At 72.4% G+C, this 17,956-nt stretch carries 15 protein-coding genes and 1 tRNA gene; 8 read left to right on the forward strand and 8 right to left on the reverse strand.

Annotated elements, in window-relative coordinates; translation table 11 throughout:
* Window position 1 precedes the first annotated feature (1 nt).
* Window positions 2-1,090, forward strand: a complete 1,089-nt coding sequence (locus D7M15_RS14145) for a 2Fe-2S iron-sulfur cluster-binding protein (RefSeq protein WP_121517838.1) — start codon at window positions 2-4, stop codon at window positions 1,088-1,090.
* Window positions 1,091-1,273: 183 nt separating this feature from the next.
* Here the strand turns inward: D7M15_RS14145 and D7M15_RS14150 are convergent, their stop codons facing one another.
* From D7M15_RS14150 to D7M15_RS14165, 4 genes are all read right to left on the reverse strand, one after another.
* On the reverse strand, window positions 1,274-1,618 hold the full coding sequence (locus tag D7M15_RS14150) for a rhodanese-like domain-containing protein (RefSeq protein ID WP_121517839.1): 345 nt from the start codon (window positions 1,616-1,618) through the stop codon (window positions 1,274-1,276).
* Window positions 1,619-1,638: 20 nt separating this feature from the next.
* Window positions 1,639-2,721 carry a J domain-containing protein gene (locus tag D7M15_RS14155; RefSeq protein ID WP_240649305.1) on the reverse strand — a complete coding sequence of 361 codons (1,083 nt, stop codon included), beginning with the start codon at window positions 2,719-2,721 and terminating at the stop codon, window positions 1,639-1,641.
* 24 nt (window positions 2,722-2,745) lie between these two features.
* Window positions 2,746-4,212 carry a DUF2252 domain-containing protein gene (locus D7M15_RS14160; protein ID WP_121517840.1) on the reverse strand — a complete coding sequence of 489 codons (1,467 nt, stop codon included), beginning with the start codon at window positions 4,210-4,212 and terminating at the stop codon, window positions 2,746-2,748.
* Between the two features lie 437 nt (window positions 4,213-4,649).
* Window positions 4,650-5,057, reverse strand: a complete 408-nt coding sequence (locus D7M15_RS14165) for a helix-turn-helix domain-containing protein (RefSeq protein WP_121517841.1) — start codon at window positions 5,055-5,057, stop codon at window positions 4,650-4,652.
* Between the two features lie 118 nt (window positions 5,058-5,175).
* On the opposite strand from D7M15_RS14165, the gene D7M15_RS14170 reads away from it, so the two are divergent.
* Window positions 5,176-5,826 carry an NAD(P)H-dependent oxidoreductase gene (locus D7M15_RS14170; RefSeq protein ID WP_121517842.1) on the forward strand — a complete coding sequence of 217 codons (651 nt, stop codon included), beginning with the start codon at window positions 5,176-5,178 and terminating at the stop codon, window positions 5,824-5,826.
* Window positions 5,827-5,993: 167 nt separating this feature from the next.
* Here D7M15_RS14170 and D7M15_RS14175 read toward each other — a convergent pair.
* A tRNA-Leu gene (locus D7M15_RS14175) sits at window positions 5,994-6,077 on the reverse strand.
* A 376-nt stretch (window positions 6,078-6,453) separates the two neighbouring features.
* On the opposite strand from D7M15_RS14175, the gene D7M15_RS14180 reads away from it, so the two are divergent.
* The 6 genes from D7M15_RS14180 to pknB all read left to right on the forward strand — a co-directional run bounded on the left by D7M15_RS14180 (window position 6,454) and on the right by pknB (window position 14,493).
* Entirely contained in the window at window positions 6,454-7,302 is an 849-nt protein-coding gene (locus tag D7M15_RS14180; RefSeq protein WP_121517843.1) for a DUF3662 and FHA domain-containing protein, read from the forward strand.
* A gap of 10 nt (window positions 7,303-7,312) precedes the next feature.
* On the forward strand, window positions 7,313-7,831 hold the full coding sequence (locus tag D7M15_RS14185) for an FHA domain-containing protein (RefSeq protein ID WP_121517844.1): 519 nt from the start codon (window positions 7,313-7,315) through the stop codon (window positions 7,829-7,831).
* 27 nt (window positions 7,832-7,858) lie between these two features.
* On the forward strand, window positions 7,859-9,451 hold the full coding sequence (locus D7M15_RS14190; protein ID WP_121517845.1) for a Stp1/IreP family PP2C-type Ser/Thr phosphatase: 1,593 nt from the start codon (window positions 7,859-7,861) through the stop codon (window positions 9,449-9,451).
* A 15-nt stretch (window positions 9,452-9,466) separates the two neighbouring features.
* Window positions 9,467-10,876: an FtsW/RodA/SpoVE family cell cycle protein gene (locus D7M15_RS14195; RefSeq protein ID WP_121517846.1), complete on the forward strand. Its 1,410-nt coding sequence runs from the start codon at window positions 9,467-9,469 to the stop codon at window positions 10,874-10,876.
* Complete coding sequence (locus D7M15_RS14200) at window positions 10,873-12,345, forward strand: penicillin-binding protein 2 (protein WP_121517847.1); 1,473 nt, start codon at window positions 10,873-10,875, stop codon at window positions 12,343-12,345. Before D7M15_RS14195 ends, D7M15_RS14200 begins: the two co-directional genes overlap by 4 nt.
* A gap of 141 nt (window positions 12,346-12,486) precedes the next feature.
* A complete protein-coding gene (pknB, locus tag D7M15_RS14205; protein WP_121517848.1) occupies window positions 12,487-14,493 on the forward strand; it encodes a Stk1 family PASTA domain-containing Ser/Thr kinase in 2,007 nt (668 codons plus the stop codon).
* Between the two features lie 127 nt (window positions 14,494-14,620).
* Here the strand turns inward: pknB and D7M15_RS14210 are convergent, their stop codons facing one another.
* The 3 genes from D7M15_RS14210 to D7M15_RS14220 all read right to left on the reverse strand — a co-directional run bounded on the left by D7M15_RS14210 (window position 14,621) and on the right by D7M15_RS14220 (window position 17,943).
* Entirely contained in the window at window positions 14,621-15,328 is a 708-nt protein-coding gene (locus D7M15_RS14210; protein ID WP_240649648.1) for a class E sortase, read from the reverse strand.
* Window positions 15,329-15,628: 300 nt separating this feature from the next.
* On the reverse strand, window positions 15,629-17,317 hold the full coding sequence (locus tag D7M15_RS14215; RefSeq protein ID WP_121517849.1) for a class E sortase: 1,689 nt from the start codon (window positions 17,315-17,317) through the stop codon (window positions 15,629-15,631).
* A complete protein-coding gene (locus D7M15_RS14220; RefSeq protein WP_121517850.1) occupies window positions 17,314-17,943 on the reverse strand; it encodes an aminodeoxychorismate/anthranilate synthase component II in 630 nt (209 codons plus the stop codon). The genes D7M15_RS14215 and D7M15_RS14220 overlap by 4 nt, the downstream gene beginning before the upstream one ends.
* Between the last annotated feature and the right edge of the window lie 13 nt (window positions 17,944-17,956).

Raw genomic sequence — 17,956 nt, forward strand, 5'->3', positions numbered from 1 at the left:
GATGTTCCACCCGCTCCGGGTCACGGCGGTCGACCACCTCACCGACGACGCCGTCGCCGTCACCTTCGCGGTGCCGCCCGCGCTGCGCGAGACGTACGCGTACACGCCCGGCCAGCACATCGCCCTCCGCCACCGCGACGACGACGGCGAGGAGATCCGCCGCACGTACTCGCTGTGCGCGCCCGCCGAGTCGGCGCCGAGCGCGCTGCGGATCGGCGTACGGCGGGTCGAGGGCGGCGTGTTCTCCACGTACGCGCTGAAGGAGCTGGCCGTCGGGGACCATGTCGACGTGCTGCCGCCGACCGGCCGCTTCAGCCTCGTACCACGGGCCGGGCACTTCGCGGCGATCGTGGGCGGCAGCGGCATCACGCCCGTGCTGTCGATCGCCGCGACGCTCCTCGACGCGGCGCCGGAAGCCCGCTTCTGCCTGGTGCGCAGCGACCGTTCGGCGGCGTCGACGATGTTCCTCGACGAGGTCGCGGACCTCAAGGACCGCTATCCGGAACGGCTGCAACTGGTCCACGCCCTCTCCCGCGAGGAGCAGCAGACGGGCCTGCCGTCGGGGCGCCTCGACGAGGAACGGCTGACGAAGCTGCTGCCCGCGCTGCTCGCGGAGCACGGCGTGGACGGGATCGACGGCTGGTACCTGTGCGGGCCGCTCGGGCTGGTGACCGGCGCGACGAAGGCCCTGCGGGGGCTCGGAGTGCCGCGGAACCGCGTGCACCAGGAGATCTTCCACGCCGAGGAGCCGGAGGCGGCGCCGCTGGGCGCGGCGGAACGCGGCCCGGCGGGCGGGCGGCCGGGGACACCGGAGTCGGCCACGGTGGCGGCGACGCTCGACGGGCGGTCGGGAAGCTGGGCGGGGCGGGACGGCGAGTCGGTGCTGGAGACGGTGCTGCGGAACCGCGCCGACGCGCCGTACGCCTGCAAGGGCGGTGTGTGCGGTACGTGCCGGGTGCGGCTGCTCGACGGCGAGGTGCGGATGGACCGCAACTACGCGTTGGAACCGGACGAGTTGGACGCGGGCTACGTGCTCGCCTGCCAGTCCCACCCGGTGACGCCCGCGGTGACGGTGGACTTCGACGCGTAGGTCGCGCGGCGGGCGTGCGGCGGGAGCGGGCAGCCCGGCGCGGGCCGGGCCGTCACCTCGTACGGGGAACCGTGCGGGGCAGGGCCCTGGCCCGCACGTACGGCCCGGGGCCAACGTCGTCCGGGGCCCCGCCCGCCAGCCGGGCCGCCTCCAGCCAGAGCCACCACCAGCCGGGGGCGCCGCCTAGATGACCTCGGCCGGGCCCCCGCCTTCGGTGACGAGCGGGCGCCCGGCCGACTCCCAGGCGAGCATGCCGCCGTCCACGTTCACCGCATCCATGCCCTGCCGCAGCAGGTACTGCGCGACCTGCGCGGAGCGGCCGCCGACGCGGCACACCACGTAGATCCGCTCTCCCTCGCCGACGCGCTCGGTCAACTCACCGAAGCGGCCCACGAAATCGCTCATCGGGATGTGCAACGCGGACTCGGCGTGCCCCGCCGCCCACTCGTCCTGCTCCCGGACGTCCAACAGCAGACCTTCCGCGGGCACCTCCGCGGCACCCACCGCGGGCAACTGACCGAACTGCATCAACTACAGCCTTTCTCCGGCTACTTCTCGTCGTTCGGGGACGCGTCTCGGGGGGCCCCCTCCCCCCCACCCCCGCCCCCGTCTGTCTCTTCCCCCGCCACCGGGCCCGCGCCCGGCGCCGGGTCCGCACCCGCGCCCGGCACCGGGTCGGCGCCCGTGGCCGTGCCCGGCGCCGTCCGCGCGCCGACGGGCGCGGCCGCGCCGCCGTCCTCGGGGGACGGCTGCGCGAGCAGCTCGGCCAACCGCGCCTCGCGCTCCGACACCTGCGCCAGCAGCTGTTCCGCGATCTCGTCCAGCAGCCCGTCCGGGTCGTCCGGAGCCATGCGCAGCATCGCTCCGATGGCGCTGCCCTCCAGCTCCTCCACGGCCGAGGCGAGCATCTCCTTGCGCGCCGCCAACCACTCCAGCCGGTCGTACAGCTCCTCGCTGCGGCTCGGCGGCCGCTCCGCCTCCGCCGGTCCCGCCTCCCATTCGGCCGCCAACTGCCGCAGGGCGTCGGTGTCCCCGGCGGTGTACGCCTTGTTGACGCGGACCATGAACGCCTCCCGGCGCTCCTGCTCCGCCTCGTCCTGCGCCAGGTCCGGGTGTGCCTTGCGGACCAGCTCGCGGTACGCCTTGCGTGCCTCCTCACCGGGCCGTACGCGGCTCGGCGGCTGCACCGGCTGCTCGTTGAGCATCGCGGTGCCCTCGGGGGACAGGCCGTCGGAGTCGATCCAGCCCTGGAACAGCTCCTCCACACCCGGCATCGGCATCACGATGGCCCGCGCCTCGTCCGCCCGGCGCAGGTCCTCCGGGTCGCCCGTGCGCGCGGCCGTCGCCTCGGCGATCTGCGCGTCCAGCTCGTCGAGCCGCGCGTACATCGGGCCGAGCCGCTGGTGGTGCAGCCGGGAGAAGTTCTCCACCTCGACCCGGAAGGTCTCGACCGCGATCTCGAACTCGATGAGCGCGTTCTCCGCGGCCCGTACGGCCTTCTCCAGCCGTTCGGTGCCCGCGTCGGCCTCGGGTCCCGCGCCCCCCGTGCTGGACGCGGCGTCCGCGCCGCCCTGGTGCGGGTGGTCGGCGTGCTCGGCTTGCTGGGCCTGCTCGGCTTCCGGATTGGTCACCGGTCCAGCCTACGGAACGCGCGCTCACACCCCCAGCTCGGCCGGTATCCGGCCGTTCCGTACGGCCCTGACCAGCACGGCGTGGTCCCGCTCCGTCCGGTCCGCGTATCTCAGGGCGAAGTCGCGCACCGCCTCGTCCAGCTCCTCGGACTTGCCGCAGTACCCCGCTATCCGGCGCGGGTCCGCGCTGTGCGAGTGGGCGCGGGCGAGGAGCGCGCCGGTCATCCGCCCGTAGTCGTCGACCTGGTCGGCGGCGAGGGCCGCCGGGTCGACGCTGCCCTTGCGGTTGCGGAACTGCCGCACCTGGTACGGCCGTCCGTCGACCGTCGTCCAGCCCAGGAGGATGTCGCTGACGACCTGCATCCGCTTCTGCCCGGCGACGACGCGGCGTCCCTCGTGGACGGGCTCGGGCGGTGCGAAGCCCGCGTCGGCCAGGTACGGGTGGAGGGCGGAGCGCCGGGCCTCCTTCACCTGGAGGACGAGGGGCTTCCCCCGGTGGTCGAGGAGCAGCACCACGTACGACCGGGTGCCGACGCTGCCGGTGCCGACGACGCGGAAGGCGACGTCGTGGACGGCGTACCGGCCGAGGAGCGGCAGGCGGTCCTCGGGCAGCGTCCCCAGGTACGCGCCGAGGGCGGTGGTGACGGTCGCCGCCTCCGCGTCGGGCACGCGGCGCAGGACGGGCGGGGCGTCGACGAAGCGGCGTCCTCCGTCGCCGTCGTCCTCGGTGGACTTGGCGGCGAAGCGGGCGCTGGTGTTGCGTCGTGCCTTCTCCGCGACGCGTTCCAAGGTGCCGAGGAGGTCGCGGGCGTCGGTGTGGGAGACGAGGCGTTCGTCGGCGATGGCGTTCCACGCGTCGGTCGCGGGCATCTTGGCCAGCAGGCGCATGGTGCGGCGGTAGGCCCCGGCGGCGTCCTGTGCGGCGGCGGCGCACTGGTCCTCGTCGGCTCCGGCTTCGCGTCCGGCGAGGACGAGGGAGGTGGCGAGACGTTTGAGGTCCCATTCCCAGGGGCCGCGCACGGTCTCGTCGAAGTCGTTGAGGTCGATGACGAGGCCGCCGCGCGCGTCGCCGTAGAGGCCGAAGTTGGCGGCGTGGGCGTCGCCGCAGATCTGGGCGGCGATGCCGGTGGACGGGGTGGCGTGCGCGAGGTCGTACGCCATGAGTCCGGCGGAGCCGCGGAGGAAGGCGAAGGGGCCGGCGACCATGCGGCCGACGCGGATGGGGGTCAGCTCGGGGATGCGGCCCTCGTTCGACGTCTCGACCGCGGTGACGGCGTCGGGGCGGTCGTCGGCCGCGCCGAGCCGGGCGTGGGCGGCGCGGGGGAGGGTGTGGCGCAGGGCCTTGCCCGCCCTCTTGGGGGACTCGGTGGTGTGCCTGGCCGCGAAGCCGTCGACGTGCGGGACGCGTGCCGGGGTCGGTGCCGGTGCCGGGTCGTGGTGCGGGCGGTCGGCGGGGGTGGGTTCCCCGGGTGTGCTGGTGTTGCGCTCCATGCTGGTGTCCCCCTCTGGTGGTTCCGCGACGAGGTCGGGTGCCGTGCCCCTGTGCGCGCACCCGTCCGTGCCCGGGCCCGGCGCCGGGCCCGAACCGTCCGGGTGGTGACGGCTGTTGCCGTCCCGGTGGCGCGGGTGGCGGCCGGTGGGTGGCGGGTGGCCCGATCTCGACGGGCATGACGTTACTCGGGGTGGGTGCCGGTGGCGACCCTTGTGGATAACCTGGGAAAGTGCAGGTCAGGGTGGTGGCGATGGCCGTTTCCCGGTGCCGCCGCGCCAGTGCCCGGCCCACCGGTGCCCCCGTACCCGCACCGCGCGCCCGTACCGCCCGTCCCGCCCGCCCCCGCCGCCATACGGCGGCGCGGGCGGGACCACACCGTACGGCGGCGGGTACCCGTACGCCGTGCGCCCCCGGGCTCAGCCCCGTCCCGCCCCGTTCAGTCGAAGCCGGGGCACTGCGACGACTCCTCCTCGGGGAGGTGGTCGACGGCCCAGCGGGTGAGTTCGGCCATGGCGGGGCGGAGGGCGGCGCCCGCCGGGGTGAGGCGGTAGCTGACGCGCAGCGGTGGTCCGGCGTCGACCTCGCGGGCGACGAGGTCGAGTGCGGCGAGTTCGCTGAGGCGGTCGGAGAGCATGCGTTCGCTGATGCCGGGGACCGCGCGGCGGAGTTCGGTGAAGTGGCCGGGGCCGTTCATGAGGGCGGCGATGATGACGCCGGTCCAGCGTTTGCCGAGCATCCGGAAGACGCGGGTGATCGCCGCTTCGGGCTCGGTGCAGATGGAGTCGCAGTCCGACGCGTCGCCGGGCGACGCGTCCTCGACCGATGCTTGCCGCCGCTCTGCCATGCCCCCAGGGTACGGGAAAACCCCACAGTAGGTGCAGAAAAGTAAGTGACTGTGCTATCAATAGCTACGTACGGAAGTTCACCCCGGCTTCCGGCCCACTCACCCTGGAGCGCTCGACATGGCCACCCTCCTGCACCTCGACTCCTCGCTGAACGGCGACCAGTCCCACTCCCGCACCGTCACCGCCGCCTTCCGCAGCACCTGGGAGGCCGAGCACCCGGAGGGGAAGGTCGTCTACCGCGACCTCGCGGCCGAGCCGCTCCCGCACCTCACCGCGCCCGCCTTCTACGCGGCCTTCGTCCCCGCCGCCGACCGCACCCCGGAGCAGGCCGCGTCGGTCGCGCTGCGCGAGGAGCTGATCGCCGAGGCCGAGGCCGCGGACGCCCTCCTGATCGGCGCCCCCCTCTACAACTACTCGATCGCCTCCAGCCTCAAGGCGTGGCTCGACCACGTCATCTCCGTGGGCCGCACCACGGGTACGGAGACGCCGTCCCTCGCGGGCAAGCACGTGACGGTGGTCACCAGCCGCGGCGGCTCGTACGCCCCGGGCACCCCCGAGGAGGGCAACGACCACGCGCAGCCGTACCTCCGGATGGTGCTGGGCGAGAAGCTCGGCCTGGAGACGGACTTCATCGTCCCGGAGCTGACGCTGGCGCCGTCCACCCCGGCGATGTCCTCCCTCGTTCCGCTCTACGAGGAGTCGCGCGCGAAGGCGCTCCAGGACGCGGAGACCAAGGCGAAGGCGCTGGCGGGCCGCCTCGCGGCGTGACGCGGGACCCGTACGACCGGGCCCCTCCGGAGCAGGCGCGGCGCCGCCCCCGGAGGGGCCCGACGCGTGGCGCCCGCGGACACGAGGGCCCGAGGCACGCAGGAGCCCGGGAACGCGAAACGGTACGGGCGGCACCGTGATCACGATGCCGCCCGTACCGTCTTCTGTGCGCGAGGGGGGAGTTGAACCCCCACGCCCTTTCGGGCACTGGAACCTGAATCCAGCGCGTCTGCCTATTCCGCCACCCGCGCATGGGTGCTCCCCCACCACCGTGGGGAAGGACGCTGCCGACGGGACCGTGCTGGCTCCCTGCCGACGTCCCAAAGATTAGCACGGTGAACGGGGTGGGCTCACCTCCGTTCCCGTGCCCCGTATCCCCGTAAGCGGCGCACCGTTGGCCTGCGCTGGGGGACACTGGGAGGGGGCGTCACACGGCACCCGGCACGTTCCGTGCAAGGGTGTGAGAGGTGCCACTCCGCTTGGCGAGCGCTGTGGGGAACCAGCTGATTTCCCCGCGCGTGGATACGATCAGTAAGCACTACCGGCAAAGCGGCATGCGCGCGTTCAGGGACACTGGAGCGGCAGCCGTCGCACTAGGGCGACGGCCATCTGGGAAGGAGGTGCACCGTGGGAGTCATGAAGCGGTTCGAGCAGCGACTCGAGGGTCTCGTCAACGGCACCTTCGCCAAAGTGTTCAAGTCCGAGGTGCAGCCCGTCGAGATCGCCGGCGCCCTCCAGCGCGAGTGCGACAACAACGCCACGATCTGGAACCGCGAGCGGACGGTCGTGCCGAACGACTTCATCGTCGAGCTGAGCGCCCCCGACCACGAGCGGCTCAGCCCGTACTCGGGGCAGCTGGGCGACGAACTCTCCAGCATGGTGCGGGACTACGCGAAGCAGCAGCGCTACACCTTCATGGGCCCCGTCAAGGTGCACCTGGAGAAGGCCGAGGACCTCGACACCGGCCTGTACCGCGTACGCAGCCGCACACTCGCGTCCAGCACCTCCCAGGCGCCGTCCCACCTCGGCGGTTCGCCCGCCCCCGGTTCGCCGACGCAGGCCGGCGCGGGGGGCGGTTCCGGCGGCGGGCAGGGCGGTTTCCCGGCCCGGCCCGCGAGCGCGCCGCCGATGCCCTCCTCGGCGCCCCCGCCGCCCTCGTACGCCCCGGGTGCCTCCGGCCCGCTGCCGCGGTCCGAGACGCGGCGCTGGGTGGAGATCAACGGGAGCCGTCACCAGATCTCCCGCTCGACCCTCGTGCTGGGCCGCAGCACCGAGGCCGACGTGCGCGTCGACGACCCCGGAGTCTCCCGCCGGCACTGCGAGATCCGTGCCGGGAACCCGCCGTCCGTCCAGGATCTCGGGTCCACGAACGGCATCGTGGTGGACGGGCAGCACACGACTCGCGCTACGCTCCGCGACGGCTCACGCATCGTCGTGGGCAGTACCACGATCATTTACCGGCAAGCCGAAGGGTGAAGCGGGGGCAATGTCAGAGCTGACCCTGACGGTCATGCGGTTGGGCTTTCTCGCCGTGCTGTGGCTGTTCGTCATCGTGGCGGTGCAGGTCATCCGCAGCGACCTCTTCGGTACGCGGGTGACCCAGCGGGCCGCCCGGCGCAACGACGCGCGTCCGCAGCGGCAGCAGGCCCCGCCGCAGCAGCGCCAGCAACAGCAGCAGTCGTCCTCGCGCCGGGGGCGGGGCGGGCGGAACGCGCCCACGAAGCTGGTGGTGTCCGAGGGGTCCCTCACGGGTACGACGGTGGCGCTCCAGGGGCAGACGATCTCCCTCGGCCGGGCGCACGACTCGACGATCGTGCTGGACGACGACTACGCCTCCAGCCGGCATGCCAGGATCTACCCGGACCGGGACGGTCAGTGGATCGTCGAGGACCTGGGCTCCACCAACGGCACGTACCTCGACCGGACCCGGTTGACCACGCCGACACCGATCCCGCCCGGAGCGCCGATCCGTATCGGCAAGACGGTCATCGAGCTGCGGAAATAGACAGGCCGAAGAGATGACGACCGGAGGGTGGGCACCGTGCGGATGTACCCGGAGCCGACGGGCGAGGTGCGCATGAGTCTGTCACTGCGCTTCGCCGCCGGATCGCACGACGGCATGATCCGCGAGCACAACGAGGACTCGGGTTACGCGGGTCCGCGGCTGCTCGCCGTGGCCGACGGGATGGGCGGCCAGGCCGCCGGTGAGGTCGCCAGCTCGGAGGTGATCTCGACCATCGTGCAGCTGGACGAGGACATTCCCGGCTCCGACATCCTCACGTCGCTGGGCAGTGCCGTGCAGCGCGCGAACGACCAGTTGCGCGTCATGGTCGAGGAGGACCCGCAGCTGGAGGGGATGGGCACCACCCTGACCGCGCTGCTGTGGACGGGGCAGCGGCTGGGCCTGGTGCACGTCGGGGACTCGCGGGCGTACCTGCTGCGGGACGGGCGGCTGTCGCAGATCACGCAGGACCACACGTGGGTGCAGCGGCTGGTGGACGAGGGCCGGATCACGGAGGAGGAGGCCACGACCCACCCGCAACGCTCGTTGCTGATGCGGGCGTTGGGCAGTGGCGACCACGTGGAGCCGGACCTGTCGATCCGTGAGGTACGGGCGGGCGACCGGTACCTGCTGTGTTCCGACGGTCTGTCGGGTGTCGTGTCGCACCAGACGATGGAGGACACGCTCGCCAGCTACCAGGGTCCGCACGAGACGGTGCAGGAGCTGATCCAGCTGGCGTTGCGCGGGGGTGGCCCGGACAACATCACGTGCATCATCGCGGACGTCCTCGACGTGGACGGCAACGACACCCTCACCGGGCAGCTCAACGACACCCCGGTGATCGTCGGCGCGGTCGCCGAGAACCAGCACCAGTTGGGCGGGGACGCGCAGACCCCGGCGGCCCGTGCCGCCGAGTTGGGCCGGCAGGTTCCGCCGCAGCCGTCCGGCGGCTCTCCCGAGGGCGGCTTCGGCCCGCCCGGGAGCGGCGCGTCGCCCGCGGCGGCGCCGCCGCCCGCGGACTCGTTCGGCCGGTACACGGACGGCGACTTCGTGAAGCGCTCCAGGCGGGGCCTGTGGGTGAAGCGTTCGCTGTTCGTGGGGCTCGCGCTGGTGGTCGTCGGCGGCGGCCTGTACGGGGGCTACCGGTGGACGCAGGCGCAGTACTACGTGGGTTCCGAGAAGGACCATGTGGCGCTCTACCAGGGGATCAGCCAGGAGTTGGCGGGCATAAGCCTCAGCGAGGTGGAGAAGAGCCACCCCGAGATCGAACTCAAGTACCTTCCGCTGTACCAGCGTCAGCGTGTCGAGGAGACCATCGCCTCGGACAGCCTCGGGCAGGCCGAGGACAAGGTCGCCGAGCTGAAGGCGCAGGCCGACGTCTGCAAGATCGTCGCGGAGCAGAAGGACCGGAAGACCCCGGGCGGCGAGGCGGGCGGCGGGCAGGACAAGGGCGAGGACGACGGCAAGTCCCCGGACCCGACCGAGACGGGTGGCGCCGGAGCCGGTGACCAGGCCGGTGCCCCGGCCGCAGACGAGACCAGCCAGAGTTCCAGCTCGCCTTCGCCCAGCCCCAGCCTCTCGGAGCAACAGCGCGAGCTCGCCAAGCAGTGCACAGCACCGTAGGGGGCCGCAGCAGCGATGAGCAGTAACCTCAACATCAACACCGGCAGCAACACCACGGTCTCCCCCGGGGGTCTGCCCAGTCGGCGCAACACCGAGCTGGCGATGCTCGTGTTCGCCGTCCTCATCCCGGTCTTCGCGTACGCCAACGTCGGTCTGGCCAAGGACGGTTCGCTGCCCGCGGGCATGCTGGGCTACGGGCTGGGGCTGGGGCTCCTGGCGACGGTCTGCCACGTGGTGGTGCGTCGTTGGGCGCCGTACGCGGACCCGCTGATGCTGCCGATCTCGACGCTGTTGAACGGTCTCGGGCTGGTGCTGATCTGGCGGCTGGACCAGGAGCCGAACATCACGACCCCGGCGCTGGGCGGGGCGATGGCGCCGGGTCAGCTGATCTGGTCGACGCTGGGTGTGGCGCTGTTCATCGGGGTGCTGCTCTTCCTGAAGGACCACCGCGTCCTCCAGCGGTACACGTACATCTCGATGGTCGTCGCGCTGATCCTGCTGATCCTGCCGATGTTCTTCCCCGCCCGTTTCGGCGCGCGGATCTGGATCACGATCCCCGGTGTGGGTTCGCTCCAGCCCGGCGAGTTCGCGAAGATCATCATCGCGGTGTTCTTCGCGGGCTACCTGATGGTGAAGCGGGACGCGCTCGCGCTCGCCAGCCGCCGCTTCATGGGCCTCTACCTGCCGCGTGGCCGGGACCTCGGGCCGATCCTGGCGATCTGGGCGCTGAGCCTGATGATCCTGGTCTTCGAGACGGACCTGGGCACCTCGCTGCTGTTCTTCGGCCTGTTCGTGATCATGCTGTACGTGGCGACGGAGCGGACCAGTTGGGTCGTCTTCGGTCTCGCGCTGAGCGGTGCGGGCGCCGTCGCGGTCGCGTCGTTCGCCGGGCACGTGCAGAGCCGGGTCGACGGCTGGCTGGACCCGTTGGCGCGGGAGAACGGCGGTGTCACGGAGACCGCGCAGGCGATGTTCTCGTTCGGTTCCGGCGGCATCCTCGGGTCGGGTCTCGGGCAGGGCTACTCGCGGCTCATCGGCGGTATCGCGCCCAAGAGCGACTACATCCTCGCGACCGTCGGCGAGGAGCTGGGGCTCACCGGGGTGATGGCGATCCTGGTGCTGTACGCGCTGCTGATCGAGCGTGGCATGCGGACGTCGCTGGCCGCCCGCGACCCGTTCGGGAAGCTCCTCGCGGTGGGTCTCGCCGGGGCGTTCGCGCTCCAGGTGTTCGTCGTCGCGGGCGGTGTCACCGGCCTGATCCCGCTGACGGGCATGACGATGCCGTTCCTGGCGCAGGGCGGTTCGTCGGTCATCGCCAACTGGGCGCTCGTGGCGATCCTGCTGCGCATCAGCGACACCGCGCGCAGGCCCGCGCCCGCCCCCGCCCCGAACTCCGACGCCGAGATGACCCAGGTGGTCCGATGAACAAGCCTCTCCGCCGCGTCGCCGTCTTCTGCGGTCTGCTGATCCTCGCGCTGCTGGCGCGCGTCAACTACGTGCAGTTCGTGCAGGCCGACGAGTTGTCCGAGCACGAGGACAACCGCCGGGTCGCCATCGAGCGTTACGCGCAGCCCCGCGGCAACATCCTCACCAGCGACGGCAAGCCCATCACCGGCTCCACGGAGACCGAGGGCACCGACTTCAAGTACAAGCGGACGTACAAGAACGGCCCGGTGTGGGCGCCGGTGACGGGTTACGCGTCGCAGGCGTTCGGCGCGACGCAGCTGGAGGCGCTGAACGACGGCATCCTCACCGGCGACGACGACCGGCTGTTCTTCAACCGCACGGTCGACATGCTCACGGGGAAGCCGCAGAAGGGCGGCAACGTCGTCACGACGCTCAACTCGAAGGCGCAGAAGGCGGCGTTCGAGGGGCTGGGCGACAAGAAGGGCGCCGTCGCGGCGATCGACCCGGAGAGCGGCGCGGTGCTGGCGTTGGCGAGCACCCCGTCGTACGACCCGTCGAGCTTCGCGGGGAACGGCGACAAGGACTCCGAGGCGTGGTCCGGTCTCCAGAAGGAGAAGAACGAGGACCAGCCGATGCTGAACCGGGCGCTGCGGCAGACGTACCCGCCGGGTTCCACGTTCAAGGTCGTCACGGCGGCCGCGGCGCTGGAGAGCGGCGACTACGGGCTGGACGACAAGACGGACTCCCCGACGCCGTACCGGCTGCCGGACAGCAGCACCGACCTGGGCAACGACGGTGACAACCCGGCGTGCAAGAACGCGTCGATCCGCGTCGCGATGCAGTGGTCGTGCAACACGGTGTTCGCGAAGATGAGCGACGAGCTGGGCAACGACAAGATGCGCGAGATGTCCGAGAAGTTCGGTTACGGGAACGGAGAGCTGGACATTCCCGTGCGCGCGGCGGAGAGCGACTACCCGAAGGACAACCGCCCGCAGAACGCGATGGCGGGCATCGGGCAGGCCAGCAACCGCGCCACCCCGCTGGAGATGGCGATGGTGGCGTCCGCGGTCGCCAACGACGGTTCGCTGATGAAGCCGTACATGGTGGACAAGCTCGTCGCGCCGAACCTGAACGTCGTCGAGCAGACCAAGCCGAAGCAGCTGGGCGAGCCGGTGTCCTCCGACAACGCGCAGAAGCTCCAGGAGGCCATGGAGACGGTCGTGGAGAAGGGCACGGGAACCACCGCCCAGATCCCCGGCGTCACAGTCGGCGGGAAGACGGGCACCGCGCAGCACGGCGAGAACAACAACCAGAACCCCTACGCGTGGTTCATCTCCTACGCGAAGGGCGAGGACGGCTCGTCTCCGGTGGCCGTCGCGGTGGTCATCGAGAGTTCCGACACGTCCCGCGACGAGATCGCCGGCAGCAAGCTCGCGGCGCCCGTCGCGAAGGACGTGATGAAGGCCATCCTCGACACCAAGCAGTGAGCGGGCACCCGCACAGCACGAGGTGACAACGGTTGCCTCGGCCGGGCGGGGCCCGTAACCACGGCCGGGTACCGTATGCCGAGCAGCACACCGCCGGCCGGTACGAACGCGGCCCGGACGTACGGAGAGGGCTGGAGACTTATGGAAGAGCCGCGTCGCCTCGGCGGCCGGTACGAGCTGGGGTCGGTGCTCGGCCGTGGTGGCATGGCCGAGGTGTACCTCGCGCACGACACCCGCCTCGGCCGCACGGTGGCGGTGAAGACGCTCCGGGTCGACCTCGCCCGCGACCCCTCGTTCCAGGCCCGCTTCCGCCGGGAAGCCCAGTCGGCCGCCTCGCTCAACCACCCCGCGATCGTCGCCGTGTACGACACCGGCGAGGACTACGTCGACCAGGTGTCCATCCCGTACATCGTGATGGAGTACGTCGACGGGTCCACGCTCCGCGAGCTGCTGCACAGCGGCCGGAAGCTGCTGCCCGAGCGGTCGATGGAGATGTGCGTCGGCATCCTCCAGGCGCTGGAGTACAGCCACCGCAACGGCATCGTGCACCGCGACATCAAGCCCGCGAACGTGATGCTGACGCGCGGCAGCCAGGTCAAGGTCATGGACTTCGGCATCGCCCGCGCGATGGGTGACGCCGGGATGACGATGACGCAGACGTCGTCGGTCATCGGCACCGCGCAGTACCTCTCGCCGGAGCAGGCGAAGGGCGAGTCGGTGGACGCGCGGTCCGACCTGTACTCGACGGGCTGCCTGCTGTACGAACTCCTCACCGTGCGGCCGCCGTTCATAGGCGACTCGCCGGTCGCGGTGGCGTACCAGCACGTGCGGGAGGAGCCGCAGCCGCCCAGTTCGTTCGACCCCGAGATCACGCCCGAGATGGACGCCATCGTCCTGAAGGCGCTGACGAAGGACCCGGACTACCGCTACCAGAGCGCCGACGAGATGCGCGCCGACATCGAGGCGTGCCTCGACGGGCAGCCGGTCGCCGCGACGGCCGCGATGGGTGCCGTGGGCTACGGCGGGTACGGGGACGAGCAGCCGACCGCCGCGATCCGGCCGCAGGACCAGAACCACACGTCGATGCTGCCGCCGATGCGCGACGACGACGGCGGGTACTACGGGGACGAGCCGCGCGGCAGGCGCCGTACGCAGAAGAAGAACAACACCTCGACGGTGCTGCTGGTCGCCGCGCTCGTCCTGGTCCTGGTCGGTGCCGTCTTCATCGGCAACGCGCTGTGGGGCGGCGACAAGGACAGCGGCGACGTGGTCGTGCCGGAGCTGGCCGGGAAGACCCTGGAGGAGGCCGAACAGCTCGGCGACAACGGGGACTTCACCATCGAGAAGGGCCAGAGCAAGTACTGCGACCAGAAGAAGAGCACGATCTGCGAGTCGACGCCCGCGGCGGGCGAGAAGATCGAGCACGGTGCCGCCGTCACCGTGGCCCTGTCGAAGGGCGCGGCGCCGGTCGAGGTGCCCGACGTCGAGGGTGACGACTTCGACAAGGCCGAACAGGAGCTGGAGGACGCCGGCTTCGAGGTGAAGCGGAAGAACGAGGAGTCCGACGCCGACGAGGGCAGCGTCATCGGCCAGGACCCGGCCGGCGGCGACAAGGCCCGCAAGGGCTCGACGATCACCCTGACCGTCGCCACCCAGCAGCAGACGTCCGTGCCGAACGTCGTCGACAAGGACTTCGAGGAGGCCAAGGCCCAGTTGGAGGGGCTCGGCTTCACCGTCGCCAAGGTCGAGCAGGACGCCCCCGGCAAGGAGCCGAACAAGGTCATCAAGCAGGACCCGGCGCCGCCGTCCAAGGCCCCCGAGGGCGGGCAGGTCACCCTGACCGTCGCGAAGGCCCCCGCGGAGGACGAGGACCCGCCGGAGGACGACAAGCCGGTGAACGTGCCCGACGTGAGCAACCAGCTCGTACGGGACGCCCGCGGGGCGCTGGAGGGCGCCGGGTTCAAGGTGGAGGTGCAGGGCGCGCCGGACGAGAACAACGCGACCGTCCTCACCACCAACCCCGGCCCCAACACCCCGGCCAAGAAGGGCGACACGGTCACCATCATCGCCCGCCCGGGCGCGCCCGGTGGCGGGCCCGGCGGCGGGGACAACGGCGGCTTCCCGTTCGGGGGCCTGCGGGGGGACTGACCCGCGGCGGGACCGGAGGGCAGGACCGGATGACGGCGGCGGGCCGGGCGCGTGAGGCGTCCGGCCCGCCGCCGTCGTACGGGGCGGGTGCGGCTGTTGGTGTACGGGCGGGGTGCGCGGGCGCGGGTCAGCGCAGTTCGCGGGGCGGGGTGCGGTCCTCGTCGACGTCCTCGGTGCGGACGAGTTCGCCCCACACCACGTAGCGGTGCTCGGAGGTGAAGACGGGCGTGCAGGTCGTGAGCGTCACGTAGCGGCCCGCGTCCTTCCGGCCGGACTCCTTCGGCACGGCGTCGAGGACGTCGACGTTGTACTTGGAGGTCTTCGGCAGGATCGCGTAGACCTCGTAGACGTACCAGGTGTTCTTCGTCTCGAACACCACCGGGTCGCCCTCGTCGATCCGGTCGATGTCGTGGAACTTCGCGCCGTGCCCGTCGCGGTGCGCGGCGAGCGCGAAGTTGCCCGACTGGTCCCAGGGGAGCGCGGAGCGGACGGGCTCGGTGTAGTAGCCCGCGATGCCGTGGTTCAGCTCCTTCGTCTCGGTGCCCTTGGTGACCAGCACGTCGTCGTCCGTCATGGACGGTACGTGCAGGAAGCCGATGCCGTCCTTCAGGTCGCGGGCGCCGGGGCCGTCCGGGCCGCGTCCGGCGGCCCAGTGGTCGCGTACGCGCTCGCTCTTGCGGTCGGCCTCGCGGTTGGCGACGACGTTCGTCCACCACAGGGAGTAGACGACGAAGAGGGCGAGGACGAGGCCCGCGGTGATCAGCAACTCCCCGACGACGCCGACGACGACGGCGACCCGGCCGCGCGTACGGCTCACGGGCGCGGGCTCCGGCACCGACTCCGGTTCGGAGTCCGCTTCGGTCTCCGGTTCGCTCTCGCGGTCGTCGGGCTCGGCGTCGGTGGTCGGTTCGGTGTCGGCGTCGGCGTCGAGTTCCGGCCGGGCTTCGGGCTCGGGCGCGGGGTCCGTCGTACGGTCCTCCGCGGGCCGTACGGTCCCCTCCGCGCCCCCGGCCCCCGCCGTGGCGCCGTCGTCCGCCGGTCCCCCCGAAGTGCCGTCGCCCGCTGCCCCCTCGGCGTTCCCGGCCCCCTTGGCGTCCTCCGCCACGGTCCGTCCCCCGTCCCCCTGTCGACACCGCTATCCCACGAGAGCGTCCGGTTTCCCCTTGCTCCGCGGGCGTTCCTCGGCCATTTTGCCCCATACGATCAGACGGAACTTCGACGTGAACTCCGGGGTGCACGTGGTCAGCGTGATATAGCGGCCCGGTTTCTCGAAGCCCGACTGCGGCGGCACCGGCTCCACCACCGTCGTGTTCGACGGGGAGGTGGACGCGAGGCGGCTCTGCATCGTGTACGTGAAGTAGGTGTCCGCCGTCTCCACGATGATCTCGTCGCCCGCCACCAGCTTGTTGATGTAGCGGAACGGCTCACCGTGGGTGTTGCGGTGCCCGGCCACCGAGAAGTTGCCCCGCTTCTCCCACGGCATGGCCGTGTCCAGGCCGGACTTGGCGTCGTAGTGGCCGACCATGCCCTTGTCGAGGACGCTCTCCTTGTCGGTGCCCTCGGCGACCGGCACCCGGATGTCCAGCTTCGGGATGTACATGATGGCGAAGCCCTCGCCCGCCGTGAACCTGTCCGGCCGCCGCTCCGGGTTCTCGCTCCAGCGGTCCGCGAGGTCGTTCGCCGCCCGGTCGGCCTTCTGGTGCGCGAGGACGTTCGTCCACCACAGCTGGTACGCGACGAACAGCAGCATCACCACGCCCAGCGTGATGAACACCTCGCCGATGAACCGGCTGAGGATCACCACCGGCCCGTCCTTCGCCGCCCGCGCCGCCCGCCGCGCCTCCAGCCGGGTGCCCGCCCGCGCGGGCGCGGGGGTGGGCGGCGGCCCCTTGCGGGCGCGCGTACCACCGCGGGGAGCGGCGCGCGTACCGCCGCGCGCCCGGCCGCCGCCCTTCGCCGCCCTGCGGCGGGCGGCGCGGCCCGACCCGGCGTCGTCCGCGGCCAGTTCGCCGCCCGCGCCGGTACGGGCCCCGGGCTCCGCCGGGCCGCCCGTACGGCTGCCGCCGCCCGCCCCGCGCCCGCCCCGCGTCCGGCGCGCGCCCGGCCGCTCCGCGCGGGCCGCCGCGCGGCGGCCCGACCCGGCGCCGGGGACGGGCCCCGGTGGGGTTCCCGTTCCGGTTCCGGTTCCCGTTCCGGCGGGGGGTCCGGCGGCGTCCGGGAGGTCCAGCGCGGGCAGCGCGGCGGTCTCCGCCACCTCGGGCACGGGGGCGTCGGGCCCGGCACTCCCGCGCCCACCGGGGGGCGTACGGCCCCACTCCAGGCGCTGCGGCTCGGCGGCGGCGGGCTCCTGCGGCTGCCCCCCGGCGCCGTGCCCGCCTTCACCGCCCGGCTCCGCGAGCGGCGGTAACGGCTGTGCGGCGGGCGGGGTGTACGGCACGGGCGGCGGCTGTCCCCCGCCCGCCGGGCCGGGTGTCCCGCCGCCGGGCAGCGGGTCCGTCAGCGGGTCGGCGAGCGCGCCGACGGCCGCCTCGTACGCGTCGGGGTCCCCGTACCCGCTCCCGGCACCCGCGCCGCTCCCGGCACCGGCGTCCGCGCCCGCGCCGTTCCCGTACGCCGCCGGGTCGCCGTGCCCCGTCCCGTACGCCGGACTCCCGTACGCGCCACCGCCGTACGGCTCGCCCCCGTACGCCGACTCCCCGGGCTCCCCCGACTCCCCGCCCGCGTGCGGCGCCCGCGGGGCGTCGTCCCCGCGCGGCTCGGTGCCGTACGGGTCGCTGTACGGGCCCCCGTAGGTGCCGTCGTACTCCGGGCGGTCGTGGTTCACGTGCCGACGACCGGCGCCAGCCCCGCGGACCGGGCGACCGCGTCCGGGTCGCCGCACTCCGCCAGCCAGTTGGCCAGCATGCGGTGGCCCCACTCCGTCAGCACCGACTCGGGGTGGAACTGCACGCCCTCCACGGGGTGTTCGCGGTGCCGCAGCCCCATCACCAGGCCGGTCTCCGTCCAGGCGGTGACCTCCAACTCGGGCGGCACCGTGGACCGTTCGACACCCAGCGAGTGGTAGCGGGTGGCGGTGAACGGGGACGGCAGCCCGGCGAAGACGCCGGCGCCCTCGTGCAGCATCAGCGACGTCTTGCCGTGCAGCAGCTCCGGGGCCCGGTCCACGACCGCGCCGTACGCGACGGCCATCGACTGCATGCCCAGGCAGACGCCGAAGACCGGCGGCCCGCCGTCGGCGCAGTGCCGCACCATGTCCACGCAGACACCGGCCTGTTCGGGCGTCCCCGGGCCGGGCGAGAGCAGCACGCCGTCGAAGCCGTCCCGCGCGTGGGCGGTCCGCACCTCGTCGTTCCGCAGGACCTCGCAGTCGGCACCCAGCTGCTGGAGGTACTGGACGAGGTTGAAGACGAAGCTGTCGTAGTTGTCGACGACCAGAATCCGCGCGCCCATCAGCCCGTACCCG

The sequence above is a fragment of the Streptomyces sp. Z26 genome, from assembly GCF_003665095.1.
Taxonomy (GTDB): domain Bacteria; phylum Actinomycetota; class Actinomycetes; order Streptomycetales; family Streptomycetaceae; genus Streptomyces; species Streptomyces phytohabitans.

What these genes read in the sequence shown, in the direction of transcription:
- D7M15_RS14220 (WP_121517850.1), bottom strand. Translation starts at nt 17,943, where the DNA reads ATGGGCGCGCGGATTCTGGTCGTCGACAACTACGACAGCTTCGTCTTC.
- D7M15_RS14160 (WP_121517840.1), bottom strand. Translation starts at nt 4,212, where the DNA reads ATGGAGCGCAACACCAGCACACCCGGGGAACCCACCCCCGCCGACCGC.
- D7M15_RS14195 (WP_121517846.1), top strand. Translation starts at nt 9,467, where the DNA reads ATGAGCAGTAACCTCAACATCAACACCGGCAGCAACACCACGGTCTCC.
- D7M15_RS14145 (WP_121517838.1), top strand. Translation starts at nt 2, where the DNA reads ATGTTCCACCCGCTCCGGGTCACGGCGGTCGACCACCTCACCGACGAC.
- D7M15_RS14165 (WP_121517841.1), bottom strand. Translation starts at nt 5,057, where the DNA reads ATGGCAGAGCGGCGGCAAGCATCGGTCGAGGACGCGTCGCCCGGCGAC.
- D7M15_RS14150 (WP_121517839.1), bottom strand. Translation starts at nt 1,618, where the DNA reads ATGCAGTTCGGTCAGTTGCCCGCGGTGGGTGCCGCGGAGGTGCCCGCG.
- pknB (WP_121517848.1), top strand. Translation starts at nt 12,487, where the DNA reads ATGGAAGAGCCGCGTCGCCTCGGCGGCCGGTACGAGCTGGGGTCGGTG.
- D7M15_RS14170 (WP_121517842.1), top strand. Translation starts at nt 5,176, where the DNA reads ATGGCCACCCTCCTGCACCTCGACTCCTCGCTGAACGGCGACCAGTCC.
- D7M15_RS14185 (WP_121517844.1), top strand. Translation starts at nt 7,313, where the DNA reads ATGTCAGAGCTGACCCTGACGGTCATGCGGTTGGGCTTTCTCGCCGTG.
- D7M15_RS14200 (WP_121517847.1), top strand. Translation starts at nt 10,873, where the DNA reads ATGAACAAGCCTCTCCGCCGCGTCGCCGTCTTCTGCGGTCTGCTGATC.